11 protein-coding genes are annotated in these 15,211 nt (G+C 29.1%); 7 read left to right on the top strand and 4 right to left on the bottom strand.

Annotated features, from left to right (window positions below; all coding sequences use genetic code 11):
* Positions 1 to 24: 24 nt before the first annotated feature.
* Positions 25 to 1,314 (bottom strand): alcohol acetyltransferase, encoded by a 1,290-nt coding sequence (locus EII29_RS02890; RefSeq protein ID WP_125236045.1) that lies wholly within the window; start codon positions 1,312 to 1,314, stop codon positions 25 to 27.
* A 413-nt stretch (positions 1,315 to 1,727) separates the two neighbouring features.
* Entirely contained in the window at positions 1,728 to 2,582 is an 855-nt protein-coding gene (locus tag EII29_RS02895) for a patatin family protein (RefSeq protein WP_125236046.1), read from the bottom strand.
* A 309-nt stretch (positions 2,583 to 2,891) separates the two neighbouring features.
* Between EII29_RS02895 and uvrB the strand changes: the two genes are divergently transcribed.
* The 4 genes from uvrB to EII29_RS02915 all read left to right on the top strand — a co-directional run bounded on the left by uvrB (position 2,892) and on the right by EII29_RS02915 (position 7,645).
* The gene (gene uvrB / locus EII29_RS02900) at positions 2,892 to 4,865 is read left to right on the top strand and encodes an excinuclease ABC subunit UvrB (RefSeq protein WP_125236047.1); all 1,974 of its coding nucleotides are present in this window, start codon (positions 2,892 to 2,894) and stop codon (positions 4,863 to 4,865) included.
* Positions 4,866 to 4,939: 74 nt separating this feature from the next.
* Positions 4,940 to 5,308 carry an arsenate reductase family protein gene (locus tag EII29_RS02905; RefSeq protein WP_125236048.1) on the top strand — a complete coding sequence of 123 codons (369 nt, stop codon included), beginning with the start codon at positions 4,940 to 4,942 and terminating at the stop codon, positions 5,306 to 5,308.
* Positions 5,309 to 5,804: 496 nt separating this feature from the next.
* A complete protein-coding gene (gene xseA, locus EII29_RS02910) occupies positions 5,805 to 7,145 on the top strand; it encodes an exodeoxyribonuclease VII large subunit (RefSeq protein WP_125236049.1) in 1,341 nt (446 codons plus the stop codon).
* 14 nt (positions 7,146 to 7,159) lie between these two features.
* Positions 7,160 to 7,645 (top strand): dCMP deaminase family protein, encoded by a 486-nt coding sequence (locus tag EII29_RS02915; protein WP_125236050.1) that lies wholly within the window; start codon positions 7,160 to 7,162, stop codon positions 7,643 to 7,645.
* A 454-nt stretch (positions 7,646 to 8,099) separates the two neighbouring features.
* Here EII29_RS02915 and pflA read toward each other — a convergent pair whose 3' ends face one another.
* Both pflA and pflB read right to left on the bottom strand, forming a co-directional pair.
* Positions 8,100 to 8,825, bottom strand: a complete 726-nt coding sequence (gene pflA / locus EII29_RS02920) for a pyruvate formate-lyase-activating protein (RefSeq protein WP_125236051.1) — start codon at positions 8,823 to 8,825, stop codon at positions 8,100 to 8,102.
* A 131-nt stretch (positions 8,826 to 8,956) separates the two neighbouring features.
* Positions 8,957 to 11,188 (bottom strand): formate C-acetyltransferase, encoded by a 2,232-nt coding sequence (gene pflB, locus EII29_RS02925; protein ID WP_125236052.1) that lies wholly within the window; start codon positions 11,186 to 11,188, stop codon positions 8,957 to 8,959.
* Positions 11,189 to 11,717: 529 nt separating this feature from the next.
* On the opposite strand from pflB, the gene EII29_RS02930 reads away from it, so the two are divergent.
* The 3 genes from EII29_RS02930 to EII29_RS02940 all read left to right on the top strand — a co-directional run bounded on the left by EII29_RS02930 (position 11,718) and on the right by EII29_RS02940 (position 15,017).
* Positions 11,718 to 13,355, top strand: a complete 1,638-nt coding sequence (locus EII29_RS02930) for an OPT/YSL family transporter (RefSeq protein ID WP_125236053.1) — start codon at positions 11,718 to 11,720, stop codon at positions 13,353 to 13,355.
* 88 nt (positions 13,356 to 13,443) lie between these two features.
* Entirely contained in the window at positions 13,444 to 14,220 is a 777-nt protein-coding gene (locus EII29_RS02935; RefSeq protein WP_125236054.1) for a type III pantothenate kinase, read from the top strand.
* Positions 14,217 to 15,017: a triacylglycerol lipase gene (locus tag EII29_RS02940; RefSeq protein ID WP_125236055.1), complete on the top strand. Its 801-nt coding sequence runs from the start codon at positions 14,217 to 14,219 to the stop codon at positions 15,015 to 15,017. The genes EII29_RS02935 and EII29_RS02940 overlap by 4 nt, the downstream gene beginning before the upstream one ends.
* Positions 15,018 to 15,211: the final 194 nt, after the last annotated feature.

Genomic DNA, 15,211 nt, shown 5'->3' on the forward strand with positions numbered 1-15,211 from the left:
AATTTTCCTCCTAACCTTAATATTTTAATAATTTGTAGATATTTTGGATTTTATTCCTCTTCTTCTTAAATAAGTGAAATACTCTTTTTCTATTTCATGATTTGCTGTTAAGTTTCCAAATGAAAGATAAACTTTACTTTCATCACTTATAATTCCCATTTTTATTTTACACCGTTTACTCGGTGGAGGAAGAAATCTAAATCCTTTTATATACTTTGAATATTTTCTGTTCAATTTCAATATTCCTAAATTAGAAACTCCTGTAGTATATCCTCTTTCTCCATAATAATCAAAAATAAAAGGGAAAAAAATTCTTTTTATTAAATAGGGGACTGATTTTATAAATATATTTCTCATTGGATTTATAGCTTTATAAATACTTTTATAAAATTCTTTTTTTGTTATTTTTATTTTAAAGTAATTGTTCACGTATTTAATAATCTCTTCAAGGGTATAACTTCCCAAACTCGGATCAATACTCGGGGTTATATTTATGAAAAAATTCCTATATGTTTTTTCGGAAAAAATTTTCCTTAAATCTACAGGAACTCCGATAACGATCTGTTTTTTTATTTGAGGATATTTATCAAGAAGTATCTTAAAATAAACCGCCAGTAAATATTTTCCAACAGTGGTATTATATTTTCGACTTTCTCTTTTTATATCTTCTATTGAAATTTCTCCTGTAGTTACGTAATACTGACCTTTTTCCAGTATTTTCAAGGGAATATGAAATGCATGTTTTACTGTTTTTTCCTTATTTACTCTTTTCATATATTTACTATATAAATCACTATATTCAGATATTTTTTCATTTTTTGATGATTTTTCCATTTCGTATTTATATTTTAAATTATTAGTTTCTTCATTATTTCCAACTTCTCTCTCATTGACTTCTCTCTTAAAATACTTCATTTCCAGATATTTTTCAATCAAATCTATAAAAAAATCTGATGCTCCAATTCCATCAGTTAAAAAATGGGCAATTTCCAATGATATTTTTTTTCTGAAATAAATAATTTTCAATGGATTTTCTCTTTTTACATCTGTACACGGATATGTGTTTTCAAGTTCTACTGAAAAGCCATTCCTTTTATGCTGAAGATAATTCCAGAAAATACCTTTTTTCAATTCGGAATTATAAAAAGGATATTTTTGCTCCAAAAATAAAGCTGTTTTTTTCAATAAATCAGTATCTATTTCTTCAGACAATAAAACTGATAATCGGAAACATGTTGTCCTTCCCTCGCTTATTATTGATGAATACGTTTTTGCAAATGCGTCTAATTTATACCATTCCTTTGAGTTTTTCATTTCTTTTCCTTCTACATAATTTATAATAATTTGTAATTTTTTTTATAAAAAGATTATGAAAAAAACTTATAATTCAAATTATTTCATAATCAAAAATACTCTATTCACTGAAAATCACAAACTCATTACTTTCAAACAGTGATTTTTCTTAAATTTTTATTTTATACTTACCAAATTATAATTAAAGTATAATTTTATTATTGATTTAACTACACTCATAATTTATTTGTTTAAAACACCTCAATATTCAAAATTTTTCCGAAAAAATATGAAATTATATTTATTGAAAAAACTACTCCTTAAATACAGTAAATTTTACTGTTTTTGAAATATAATGAACATTTTTAAAAATCAAAAAAATTTATAGTCCTTAATCAGAAGTATGGGAGCAACAATGAACCCTTATAAAAAAATTATTTTGTAAGATACTCGACAAGTTTCTTATATCTTTTTTCAGCTTCCTTATATCCTTTATTATATACATTTGTAAGTTTTTCTTTATTTTTTTCTATTCTTCCTAAATTAAGAGGGTTTTCAGGCTGAATAATAAAAACATTGCCCATTTTTTCCTGTTCATATATATATTTCAAAGTTTCATTATATCTTGAAAATCTTGTGTCCATAAGCTTTACAAGCTCAGGGTATTTTTTATATATCATTGCTGAAATTTTCCCAAGTTTACTTTGTTTTTTCCTGTAATTCCTGTCTCTTGTCATTATAATTACGTTTTTTGTATTTCCGTTTTCTATGGATTTTCTTATAGGAATAGGATCGGATATCCCTCCGTCAAGATACACTTCTCCTTTTATCTCGACCATTCGTGACAGGAATGGCAAAGAACTGGAAGCTCTTATATAATTTACATCTTTTCTCATATCATTTATATAAGGGTATTCAGCTTTACCTGTACGACAGTTTGTTATAACCGCTTGAAATTCAATATTATTTTTTAAATATGTTTCATTATCAATAGGATTTAATACGTCGGGTATCTCCCTATAAAGAAAATCCGCCCCGAATAAATCCCCTGTTTTTATCAAGCTGTAAATACTGCAATATCTTTTGTCGTCTAAATAGTCTACAGACACATTATACGCTCTTTTATATTGTCCCGACAAATAACTGCATGCATGGCATGACCCTGCCGAAACTCCTATACATCTATCAAATTTCATGTTCTTTTCAAGAAAAAAATCAAGAACTCCTGCTGTAAAGATTCCTCTTAATCCTCCTCCTTCAAGAACCAATCCTGTTTTCTTTTCATTCATCTTTATTTTCCCCTTTATCTATGGAATATGATTTATTATATCATTTTTCCCTTAAAATTTATACAGACATATTTTATAACTATCCGAAACTATATCGAATGTATTATAAACTCTTTTATTTAAAGAAAACATTCAAAATTTACTATAAATTTTTTTTATATTTCTGGATAAATATACATTATTAAATATTTTTCATTAAACATTTTTTACTTATTTTTCCGTTTATCTGCGGTCTGGTATTTTCCCTTGTTTTTTGCTATAATTAAAAATAAAAAGCAGGTTTATTACAGTAAACCGGAAGAAGGAAATATGGATTTTAAAATACACTCTAAATTTCAACCTACAGGAGATCAGCCCCAAGCAATTGATAAAATAGTAGAAAATATTGAAAACGGTATTACCGACCAGATTCTTCTAGGAGTTACGGGCTCAGGAAAAACTTTTACGGTGGCAAATGTAATAGAGCGGATAAACCGTCCTGCATTAATAATGGCACCTAATAAAACACTGGCAGCTCAGCTGTATAATGAATACAAACAGTTTTTTCCTGAAAATGCAGTAGAGTATTTCGTTTCCTATTATGACTATTATCAACCTGAAGCATATATAATGCAAACTGATACATATATTGAAAAAGATTCTTCCATAAACGACGAGATAGATAAACTGCGTCATGCCGCAACAGCTGCACTTCTTAACCGCCGTGATGTGATAATAGTTGCCTCGGTCTCTGCAATATACGGTCTCGGATCACCCGAAGCATATAAAAAACGTTCTATTCCTATTGATGTATCTACAGGATTTGATAGAAATGAATTAATTCTCCGTCTGATTTCCTTAAGATATGAACGAAATGATATTGCCTTTGAAAGAGGAAAATTTCGTGTAAAAGGTGATATTCTTGATTTACATCCAAGTTATCAGGATACAGGATACAGATTTGAATTTTTTGGAGACGATTTGGAAAATATTTCTGAAATTAATACTCTTACAGGGAAAAAAATAAGAGAAATCAAACGTCTGACAATAATGCCCGCTACCCATTACTTATCCAACGAAGATTCTGAAAAAATGTTTGAAAGTATAAAATCAGAATTGCATGACAGAATAGCATTTTTTGAAAAACAAAATAAACTTCTTGAAGCTCAAAGAATAAAACAGCGAACGGAATATGATCTGGAAATGATAGCCGAAATCGGTTATTGTAAAGGAGTCGAAAATTACTCAAGATATCTTACGGGAAAAAATGAGGGTGAAGCTCCTGATACTCTTCTTGACTACTTTCCTGAAGATATGGTAGTATTTTTGGACGAGTCACATATATCAGTACCTCAAATAAACGGAATGTACAAAGGAGACAGGGCAAGGAAAGAATCTCTTATAAATAACGGTTTCAGACTCCCAAGCGCTTTTGATAACAGACCATTAAAATTTGAAGAATTTTTTGCCAAAGTTCCCCAAGTTGTTTATATTTCCGCTACTCCAAGTGATTATGAACTGGAGCAGTCTAAAGATGAAATAATTGAGCAGCTTGTAAGACCTACAGGTATTGTAGAACCTGATATCGACATCCGTCCTACTAAAAATCAGATTGATGATTTGATGGATGAAATAAAAATAAGAACCGGAAAAAAGGAACGTGTACTTGTAACCACTCTTACCAAGAAAATGGCTGAAGAACTTACCGATTATTATCTCGAATATGGTATAAAAGTAAAATACATGCACTCAGACATCGACACTCTTGAGCGTACTGAAATAATAAGAGGATTACGTAAGGGAGAATTTGATGTCCTTGTAGGTATAAATCTTTTAAGAGAAGGTCTTGATATTCCGGAAGTTTCTTTAGTGGCAATACTCGAAGCTGACAAGGAAGGATATCTGCGTTCAAGACGTTCACTTATTCAAACAATGGGAAGAGCTGCAAGAAATGTAAACGGACAGGTTATACTTTATGCCGATACCATGACAGGTTCTATGAAAGAAGCTATTGACGAAGTGAACAGACGTCGTGAAGTACAGGAAAAATACAACATTGAAAATAATATTAATCCACAAACTATAGAAAGAGAAATAGCGGAATCTATACTAGATTATGAAATTATAAAAGAAGATAAAGCTGAAAAAATTAAAAAAGATTATAAAAATCAGACTGAAATAGAAAAAGAAATAAAACGTCTTGATAAAGAAATCAAAAAATATGCTGAAGAACTGAACTTTGAAGAAGCAATAAAATTAAGGGATAAAATGAATGAATTGAAAAACTTGATATTGGAATTATAAAACATAAAAAATGAAAATATAAATAGTTTAATTAAAAGCAATAAATTTTTAAAATTAAAAGGAGTGAATAAGAAATGAAAATATATTACTATCCATCATGCAGTACATGTAAAAAAGCTTTAAAATGGTTGGATATAAATGGAATTATTTACGAAAAAAAGCACATTGTGGAAGCAAACCTTACAACAAAGGAAATAGAAGATATTTTCAAAAAAAGTGGACTTCCTATCCAAAAATTATTCAATACAAGTGGTAGAGTTTATAAAGAACTGAATTTAAAAGATAAGCTGAAAGATATGTCCGAAAAAGAAAAAATTGAACTTCTTGCATCTGACGGAATGCTATTAAAAAGACCTGTTCTTGTGAATAGAGTATTTGCATTAATAGGATTTAAAGAAGAAAACTATAAAGAAAATCTTTTAAATAGAGAAAATAAAATTTAAAATTATAGAAACAAACTGAAAAATTTAATTTTGATTTTTTTGTGAAATTATTAATATTAATTATACTTACAACATTCTATTTTATATTTCAAAAAATATTCTCCATTGTGTTTTTTGACTTTTTTGTAATGTTTTGTATGTTTTTAGGATATTCAGGTTTCGGTTCTTATAAAATGGAAAATTCAAATATAATATTTTTTATCATTATTTGTTTCTTTATGCTACTCTTTTTACTAACACCTTTTGTAATAATTTATTTTTGGAGATATTTATCAGGAAAAACTTTGAAAAAAGTAAATAAAACCGTATTAAGTTCAGTAATATTAATAATGCCGTTTTATTTTTTATACAGTTTCAATATTTCTCCTAAAACATATGTTAAAGGTATTTTTTTACCTGTAACATTCCATATTATATTTTCTATCGATCTTATTTTCGAAAAAAGAATAAAGTAAAATTAAAAATTAAAAATCAAAAATAAAAAAGAGGTAAAATAATGGACCCTACTATATTTTCAGTAAGTGAAGTAAACCGAGCAGTAAAACAGTTTCTTGAGGGAACATCAACTTTTAAAAATATGTATATTCAAGGAGAGCTGTCCAATATTACATACTATCGTTCGGGACATCTTTATTTTACTTTAAAAGATGACAAAGCCAGTGTAAAGTGTGCCATTTTCAAATATCTTTATAAAAATGTCCCCACTGACTTAAAAGAAGGCGATCATGTTAAAATAATGGGAAATGCTACAATATATGAAGCCAACGGTTCTTTCCAGATAATAGCTGAAACTCTTGAAAAAAGCAATAAAGCAGGTTCTCTTTATGAAAAAATGGAAATGCTTAAAAAATTCTATTTTGAAAAAGGATATTTTGATGATTCCAATAAAAAGCCTCTTCCTCTACTTCCTTTAAACATAGGAGTGGTAACCGCTGAAACGGGAGCTGCAATAAAAGATATAATAAATACAGTACATAAAAGATTCAAAAATATAAATATTTATCTTTACCCGTCAAAAGTTCAAGGTGAAGGAGCTTCTGCCGAAATTGCTTCAGGAATAGAGTTTTTTAATAAAATGAAAGATAACGGACAACTTGATACAGATGTCATAATAATAGGACGTGGCGGCGGTAGTATTGAAGATTTATGGGCTTTCAATGAAGAACCTGTGATAGAAGCTGTTTATACTTCTGAAATCCCTGTTATTTCAGCAGTGGGGCATGAAATTGACAATCTTCTGTCAGATTTAGTTGCCGACAGACGGGCAGCTACTCCCACTCAAGCTGCAGAAATACTTATCCCTGTAAAAGAAGAATTTATAAACGGACTGAAAATCAAAAAAAATACTTTAAATAAATTTCTTCTTAATAAAATCAGTTTTGTTAAAAAGGAACTCGAACATAGGAAAAATAATTATTATATTAAAAACTACATAAGTATCCTGAATGACAAAAAACTTCAGTTAATAGAAAAAGAGCGGAAAATATCAAGAGAACTTAGAAGAATTACTGAAAAATCAAGAGAACAATTTAATTATAGAAAAAATCGTTTTGAAAAAATAAATTTGAAATTTATAATTGAACAGAAAAAATTATATATTGAAGCTCTTGAAGATAAACTTAATACTGCTATCCAAAGAAAAATAAAAAATCTAAAAGATGGCTTACAATATAAAAATGCAAAATTATCAGGATATTCAGTGAATGACATTTTAAAACAAGGATATACAATAACAAGAAAAAACGGAAAAGTTATAAAAAGAGGAATCGAACTAAGTAAATCAGATAATATCGAAATACAATTTTCAGACATAAAAGTAAAAAGTATAATTAAATAAAGTGAGGTGACATTATGCCCAAAAGAAAAGACTATCTTTCATGGGATGAATATTTTATGGGAATTGCATTTTTATCAGGAATGAGAAGTAAAGATCCTTCTACTCAGGTAGGTGCATGCATTATTGATGAGGACAGAAAAATAATCGGAATTGGTTATAACGGTTTCCCTGTAGGAAGCTCTGATGACAGTATGCCATGGAATAAAGACGGAGATTTTTTAGATACAAAGTATCCTTATGTTGTCCATGCCGAACTTAATGCTATCTTAAACAGTATAAAATCTCTTAAAAATTGTACTATTTATGTAACACATTTTCCATGTAATGAATGTGCAAAGGCAATTGTCCAGTCAGGAATAAAAAAAGTAATCTATTTTTCCGATAAACATAAATCTCTTAGCACTACAAAAGCTTCACAAACTATTTTTAAAAATGCAGGAGTAATAACGGAATACTTAAAAATTAATAAAAATGAAATTTTAATAAAATTTCAGGATTAAAAAAAGAAAATTTTTAAAAAAAGAAAGCAAAAAAATAAACTTTTTTAACAAGTTTGATAAAAAACTTCCAATTCAAATTATTTCAAATTCGAAAATACTATATTAATAAAAAATTAAAAACCTGTTCAGCTCAAACAATAATTTTTCTTAACATTTGCCCTGTATTTTTTCATTGAAATAATTTGAATGCCTAAGTTTTACTATAATTCAAATATATATTTTCATTACAATTTAACTAAGCTTTTATTTAAAATGATTTTTTTTATATTATTTCTCCTTCAACATACAAATTTTACAGTATAAAAAATATAATGAGTAAATATCATAAAAAAGTCTTTCTTATTTCTATAGCAAATAGATACTTTTAAGTATCTGTAAAATTTCAATTGATAATTTTTGAATTTATCTTTTACAAAAAAAGTTAAATACATTTTTTATAAAAAATCTAAAAACTTTAAATTCCCAGATTTAAACCATATGATTTAAAAATTTCTTCCGCCTTTTTTATTTCTTCCTTTGTAGGCGTTTTAACATTTTCAAGTTTATATTCTTTTCCTACTTCTTTCCATTTATATCCTCCCATTTGATGAAACGGCAAAATATCAACTCTTATTACATTTTCAAACCGTGATACAAACTTCGCCCATTCATGCAAATCTTCTTCATCGTCTGAATACCCGGGAACAAGCACATATCTCACCCATACAGTTTTATTTATATCTGACAGGTACTGTGCAAATTTCAAAGTATTTTTCAGATTTACCGAAGTCAATGTCTTGTATTTATTTGGATTAATGTGTTTTATATCCAGTAAAACAAGATCCGTATATTCAAGAACTTCTTTGACTTTATCATTAAACATATAGCCTGAAGTATCGATTGCTGTATGAATACCGTTTTTTCTGCATAGTTTAAATAATTCCTTGACAAACTCAGGCTGTATCAATGGTTCTCCCCCTGAAATTGTAACTCCTCCACTTTTTATAAATCCTTTTACTTTTAAAATTTCTTTCATTACTTCTTCGGGAGTCATCATATATTTTTTATCACTGATATTCCATGTATCCACATTATGACAATAAAGGCATCTCAAAGGACATCCCTGTAAAAAAAGAACAAATCTAATTCCCGGTCCATCTTTTGTACCGAAAGATTCAAAAGAATGTACATATCCTACCACAATTTACACCTTATTTCTTCAATTTATATTTTACAGTAAATTATGTCGCTTAACGTATACTGTTTATGTATAACCGTCAGGCGACATAATTCTTTTTTTTATAATTATTTTATATTGTAATACAGTTTAAACTAGAATTTATCAGATATAGTTCTGTTAATAACATCTAACTGTTGTTCTTTAGTCAGTTTTACAAAGTTCACTGCATATCCTGAAACTCTTATCGTAAGTTGAGGATAGTTTTCAGGTTTTTCCATTGCATCTTCAAGCAACTCTCTTCCAAATACATTTACATTCAAATGATGTCCTGTCTGGTTAAAATATCCGTCCAATAATCCCACAAGATTTTCTTTTTTCTCCAATTCATTTTTTCCTAATGTTTCAGGTGTTATTGCAAATGTATAAGAGATACCGTCATTTGCATCTTCAAATGGTAATTTTGCAACTGATGCAAGGGATGCCACAGCTCCTCTCGTATCTCTTCCATGCATAGGATTTGCTCCCGGTCCGAAAGGTTCTCCGGCTCTTCTTCCATCAGGAGTGTTTCCTGTCTTTTTACCGTATACCACATTTGAAGTTATAGTAAGTACCGATTGTGTAGGTATTGCGTCTCTATACATTTTATGACTTCTTATTTTATCCATAAATACTTTTACAACTTTAACTGCCAGTTCGTCAGTTCTGTCATCGTTATTTCCGAAAGGCACGTATTCTTTTTCATTTATATAATCAACAGCATCTCCTTCTTCATCTCTTACTATTTTTACTTTTCCATATTTAATAGCTGCCAGTGAATCTGCTATTATTGACAGTCCTGCTATTCCAAATGCCTGTGTTCTCTTAATATCCACATCATGCAATGCCATTTCCAATGCTTCATATGAATATTTATCGTGCATATAGTGAATGATATTCAAAGCTTTTACATAAGTTTCAGCAAGCCAGTCCATCAATTTATCAAATTTTTCCCAAACTTCATCATATTCCAGATATTCTCCTTCAATCTTAGAAAATTTACCTTCAGGAGTAACCTGTAATTTACTTTTTTCGTCTTTACCTCCATTTATAGCATAAAGCAATGCTTTAGGTAAATTTACCCTTGCTCCGAAAAACTGCATTTGCTGTCCTATTGTCATAGGAGATACACAGCATGCTATTCCGTAATTATCTCCGAACTGAGGTCTCATTATATCATCATTTTCATATTGTACTGACGAAGTATCTATTGAAACTTTCGCACAGTATTTTTTCCAGTTTTCAGGCAGACTTTCACTCCATAATACAGTCAGGTTAGGTTCAGGAGATGTTCCCATATTGTACAATGTATGTAAAATTCTGAAGCTGTTTTTTGTTACAAGGGATCTTCCGTCCATTCCCATTCCTCCGATTGATTCTGTAACCCATACAGGATCTCCGGAAAATAATGCATCATATTCAGGAGTTCTCAAGAATCTTATAAGTCTTAACTTCATAACAAAGTGATCCATAAATTCCTGTGCTTCCTGTTCAGTTATTTTTCCTTCTTTCAAATCTCTTTCAATATATATGTCAAGGAATGTAGACACTCTTCCGATACTCATTGCCGCACCGTTCTGATCCTTAGTAGCTGCAAGATAAGCGAAATAAGTCCATTGGATAGCCTCCTGAGCATTTTCAGCAGGTTTTGAAATATCATATCCATATGCTTCCGCCATTCTTTTCAGAGCTTTTAAAGCTTTCACCTGTTCAAAAAGCTCTTCTCTTAGCCTTATAAGGTCTTCCGTCATTTCTATCGGATCACATTTTGCAAATCTTTCTTCTCTTTCCGCAATCAGTCTGTCCACTCCATAAAGAGCCACTCTTCTATAATCCCCTATTATTCTTCCTCTCCCATAAGCATCAGGAAGCCCTGTTATAATTCCTGTTTTTCTCGCTTTTCTTATACTATCCGTATATGCTGAGAATACTCCGTCATTATGTGTTTTTCTATATTTTGTAAATACTTCCTCAGTCTGGGGATCCATTTTATAACCGAATGCTTCCAGACTATTTATAACCATTCTTAATCCCCCGTTAGGAAAGATAGCTCTTTTTAAAGGAGCATCAGTCTGAAGTCCCACTATTTTTTCAAAATCTTTGTTAATATATCCCGGTCCATAAGCATCTATCTGAGAAGGAATTTTAGTTTCAGCATCGTATATTCCTTTTTCTCTTTCTACCTTAAATTTTTCTTTAAGTGAGTCCCATAATTTCACAGTAGCTTCAGTTGGTCCTGCAAGAAAGCTTTCATCTCCTAAATATTCAGTATAGTTTTGCTTGATAAAATCAGTAACATCTATTTCTTTAATCCAGTTACCTTCTTTAAAATCTCTCCACGCGTCCATTATTCTGCAACACTTCCTTTCTTTCTGTTTCGTTTTATTTATTTTTATTTCTTATTCCTTTTTTATTATAACTCATTTTCATTTGAAAATCAAAGGTTTTTTTACATAACTTCTTTTTTTTTCGTTTTTTTATTTTTTTTAAAAAAAATTTTTTTTAGAATATCTTTTTTTTCAATGTTTTCAGTATTTCAGAGGTATAAAAATTTTTATTTTTTATCCCCTTGATAATTTTTTATCATTTGTTTTTAATTAGAGAGATATATATTAATGTTTATATTTTAAAATAATAAAATCGACATCTTCAAATTGTACGTACAATATCTGTAAATACTGTTGACAAATAGTATAAAAAAATGTATCATTCTTAATAATAAACAATTTAATATACTTAAATTGTTTAAATTTATTTTTTTAATTTTCATCTCAATAACTTCAATAGAAAATATATAAAACAGATTATATTTCCAATAAAAAAATCAATTTTATTTGTATTTTAAAAAATTAAACTTAAAAAAACGAAAGGAAAAATATGTCGAAAAATTTTAAAAACAGTCTGACTCCTGTATCAATCTTAGTTGGTGTTATAGGTGCCGTAATAGTCACAGCAAGTTCATTCTACATAGTCCTGAAATTTGGTGCACTTCCATGGCCTACAATCATGGTTACTATGATTTCAATGTCCGTATTGGGTATTTTTGGAAGAAAAGATACAGGAGAAATAACAATAACACACACTATTATGAGTGCAGGTTCCATGGTTGCAGGAGGTGTTGCTTTCACAATGCCCGGATATCTTATTTTAGGAGGAAAACTCCATAGTATAAATAAATCCGTATTCTTAACTACTGTATTAATAGGAAGTATTTTAGGTGCTATTTTGTCTTTTATTTTCAGAAAAAAACTGATTGAAACGGATAAACTGGAATTTCCCGTAGGTGAGGCTGCCTATAATCTTGTAAAATCCGGGAAAAACAAAAAAAGAACTAAATTCGTGACTGTAGGGACAATATTCAGTACAGCTGTGGCAATACTTAGAGATTATACTTTCCAAAAAGGGAAAGTTCCCATTATTCCTACAATATATTCAATAAAAAATGGTCTGTTAAGTTTTTATATATCTCCTTTACTACTGGGAGTAGGTTATATCTTGGGATTTATGAATACATTTATATGGTTTTTGGGAGGAGCTGTCACTTACTTAATTGCCAAACCTCTTTCAGGCTACTACAATATAAAAGATTTTGATATTATAAAAAATAGCTTTGGTATGGGATTCGTCATAGGTATCGGTGTTTCTGTCATCTTAAAAATTATAATAGATACAAAAAGAGCAAATAAATTTAAGCGTATAAAAAATAATTCTTCAAATATAAAAATTATATTGTTTCTTTTTTCAGTTGCAGGAATTATACTTATTTCTTTTATTTATAAGCTACCTGTATTTCTTTCTTTTGTATTAATTGTAATATGTATTCTATGCACCGTCATTGCAGGATATACAACCGGAAAAACGGGAATTAATCCAATGGAAATATATGCCATAATATCTATACTTGTAATTTCTTTTCTAAATGTACTATTAAACGGTCTTAATATAGGTGGGGTAAAATTTTCTACAAACATAAATCTCCTTACTTTATTTCTACTTTCGTGTATAGTTTCAGTAGCATGCGGTCTTGCAGGAGATATATTGAATGACTTTAAATCAGGATTTAAAATGAAAGTCAGTCCAACTGAACAGTTTATAGGAGAATTGATTGGAGCTGTAGTCAGTTCATTTGTAGTAACATTTCTATTTTTTATCTTTTTTGATATTTATAAAAACATAGGTCCTCAAGAAAACTCCGAACTGATTGTGCTCCAAGCTTCTATTGTAGCTTCAGTAATAAAAGGCATTCCTTTTATCCATATATTCTGGATAGGTCTCACTATCGGATTCATCCTTAATATACTTAATATCCCGGTCCTTACATTCGGTATAGGTATTTATCTTCCTCTTTATCTTACATTGCCCGTATTTATTGGAGGAATGGTAAACTTTATATCTTCACGGATATCTGAAAAATTTTCTTCAGATATGCTTCTGTTTTCAAACGGTCTCATGTCGGGAGAAGCTATTGTAGGAGTTATTTTATCAATACTTGTGTATATTAAGATTTTTATATGATTTATGTGATATAATTGAATTAACATTTAAAACTAATAAAACCGAAGGAGGATTGCAAAATTTCTTATAATTTTGCATATATAATACTATGATTTTAGGATTTGATATAGGAAACACGCATATTGTACCTGTATTTTACAGTAACAACGGTGAAATTAAAACCTCATTCCGTATTCCTTCAAACTTACCTTTTACTGAGGATACTTTATTTTCAACATTAAAAACATTAGCAGATAATAACGATATTGATATTTATGCTGTTTCTGACATTATCGTTTCTTCTGTTGTTCCTCATATTAATGAAATTTTTGAATATTTGGGACAAAGCTATTTTAAAATTCAGCCTAAATTTGTCTCTTTAGACACTGTAAATGATGAAATAAAATTACTTGACGGTATGGAACGAGGGCTGGGAGCTGACAGAATAGTAGACATTTTAGCTGCAAAAAAACTGTATCCTGATAAAGAACTACTCATTATTGATTTTGGAACAGCGACTACTTTTGATATGATTAAAAATTCCATTTACATGGGCGGATGTATATTACCGGGAATCGAACTATCCATAAACACACTATTTAACAACACTGCTAAACTTCCTAAAATTAAATTCTCAAAACCTGATACCGTTTTTGGAACAGATACAGTTACACAGATTAATGCAGGCATCTTTTATGGAAATGTAGGAGCTGTAAAAGAACTTATTTTTCAATATAAGAAAGAAATGCCCGCCGCCTACATAATTTCCACAGGAGGACAAGGCAAAAAAATATCGGAACACATTCTTCCTGTTGATGAATATATTCCAAAACTGGGGGAAATAGGAATATTTGAATTTTATAAACTTCATAAAGGAGCAAAATGAAAATAAAATTTAAAAAATCATTTATAATTATCCTCATTTTAACAATAATTATATTTTTAAGTTTAAAAATCACAAAATTTCTTTTATATCATGAATATAATATAAAAAAGTTCGGAAATAAAATCGATAAAGGAATTGTCATCACATTTCACGGAATTTACGGTGAATCCGAAGATATGAAAATTATTACCGAAATTTTAGAAAATAAAGGTTATGCAGGTATAAATATACAATATCCTACAACAGAAGGGACAATAGAAGAAATTACCGAAAAATACATTTCTAAACAGATAACCTTATTAGATGAAATTGTTGAAAAAGAAAATGTCCGACGTCAAAAAAAGAATCTCCCTGAGATTAAACTGAACTTTGTTGTTCATTCTTTAGGTTCAGTAATTTTAAGATATTATTTAAAAACCCACAAAATAAAAAACTTAGGAAAAACCGTTTTTATATCTCCTCCGGCTCATGGGAGTCAGCTGGCTGACTTCCCTATATCTGATTTTATTAAAGGAACTTTAGGTGAAGCAGTAGCTCAGTTTAAAACTTCTTCCACCAGTTTTGTAAATACTTTGGGAGAACCTGAATATGATTGTTATATAATAATAGGAAAAAAATCAAATAATTTTCTTTACTCAATGATTATTCCGGGAGATGATGATGGAATGGTTCCTTTTAAAACTTCAAGATTAAATAATTGTAAATATAAAGTTTTTGAAAATGATACCCATACAAGTATTTTAAAAAATGAAAAAGCTATTAATGAGATCATTGACTACCTTGAAAACTATAAATAAATTTAAATTTTTTCTTTAGTAAGGGCTGCTCTTATGTTCTCCAATACAATAATGAATATATTATTTATACTATTTTTTATTTTTTTACTTCTCTAAATATTATATATCCATTTTTGAAATAAAATTTTATTAGAAATAAATTATTTATAAGCATGGTAACAAAAAACCACTTAAAAAAGAGTTTTTTCATTAAA

The organism is Leptotrichia sp. OH3620_COT-345 (genome assembly GCF_003932895.1).
Classification (GTDB): domain Bacteria; phylum Fusobacteriota; class Fusobacteriia; order Fusobacteriales; family Leptotrichiaceae; genus Pseudoleptotrichia.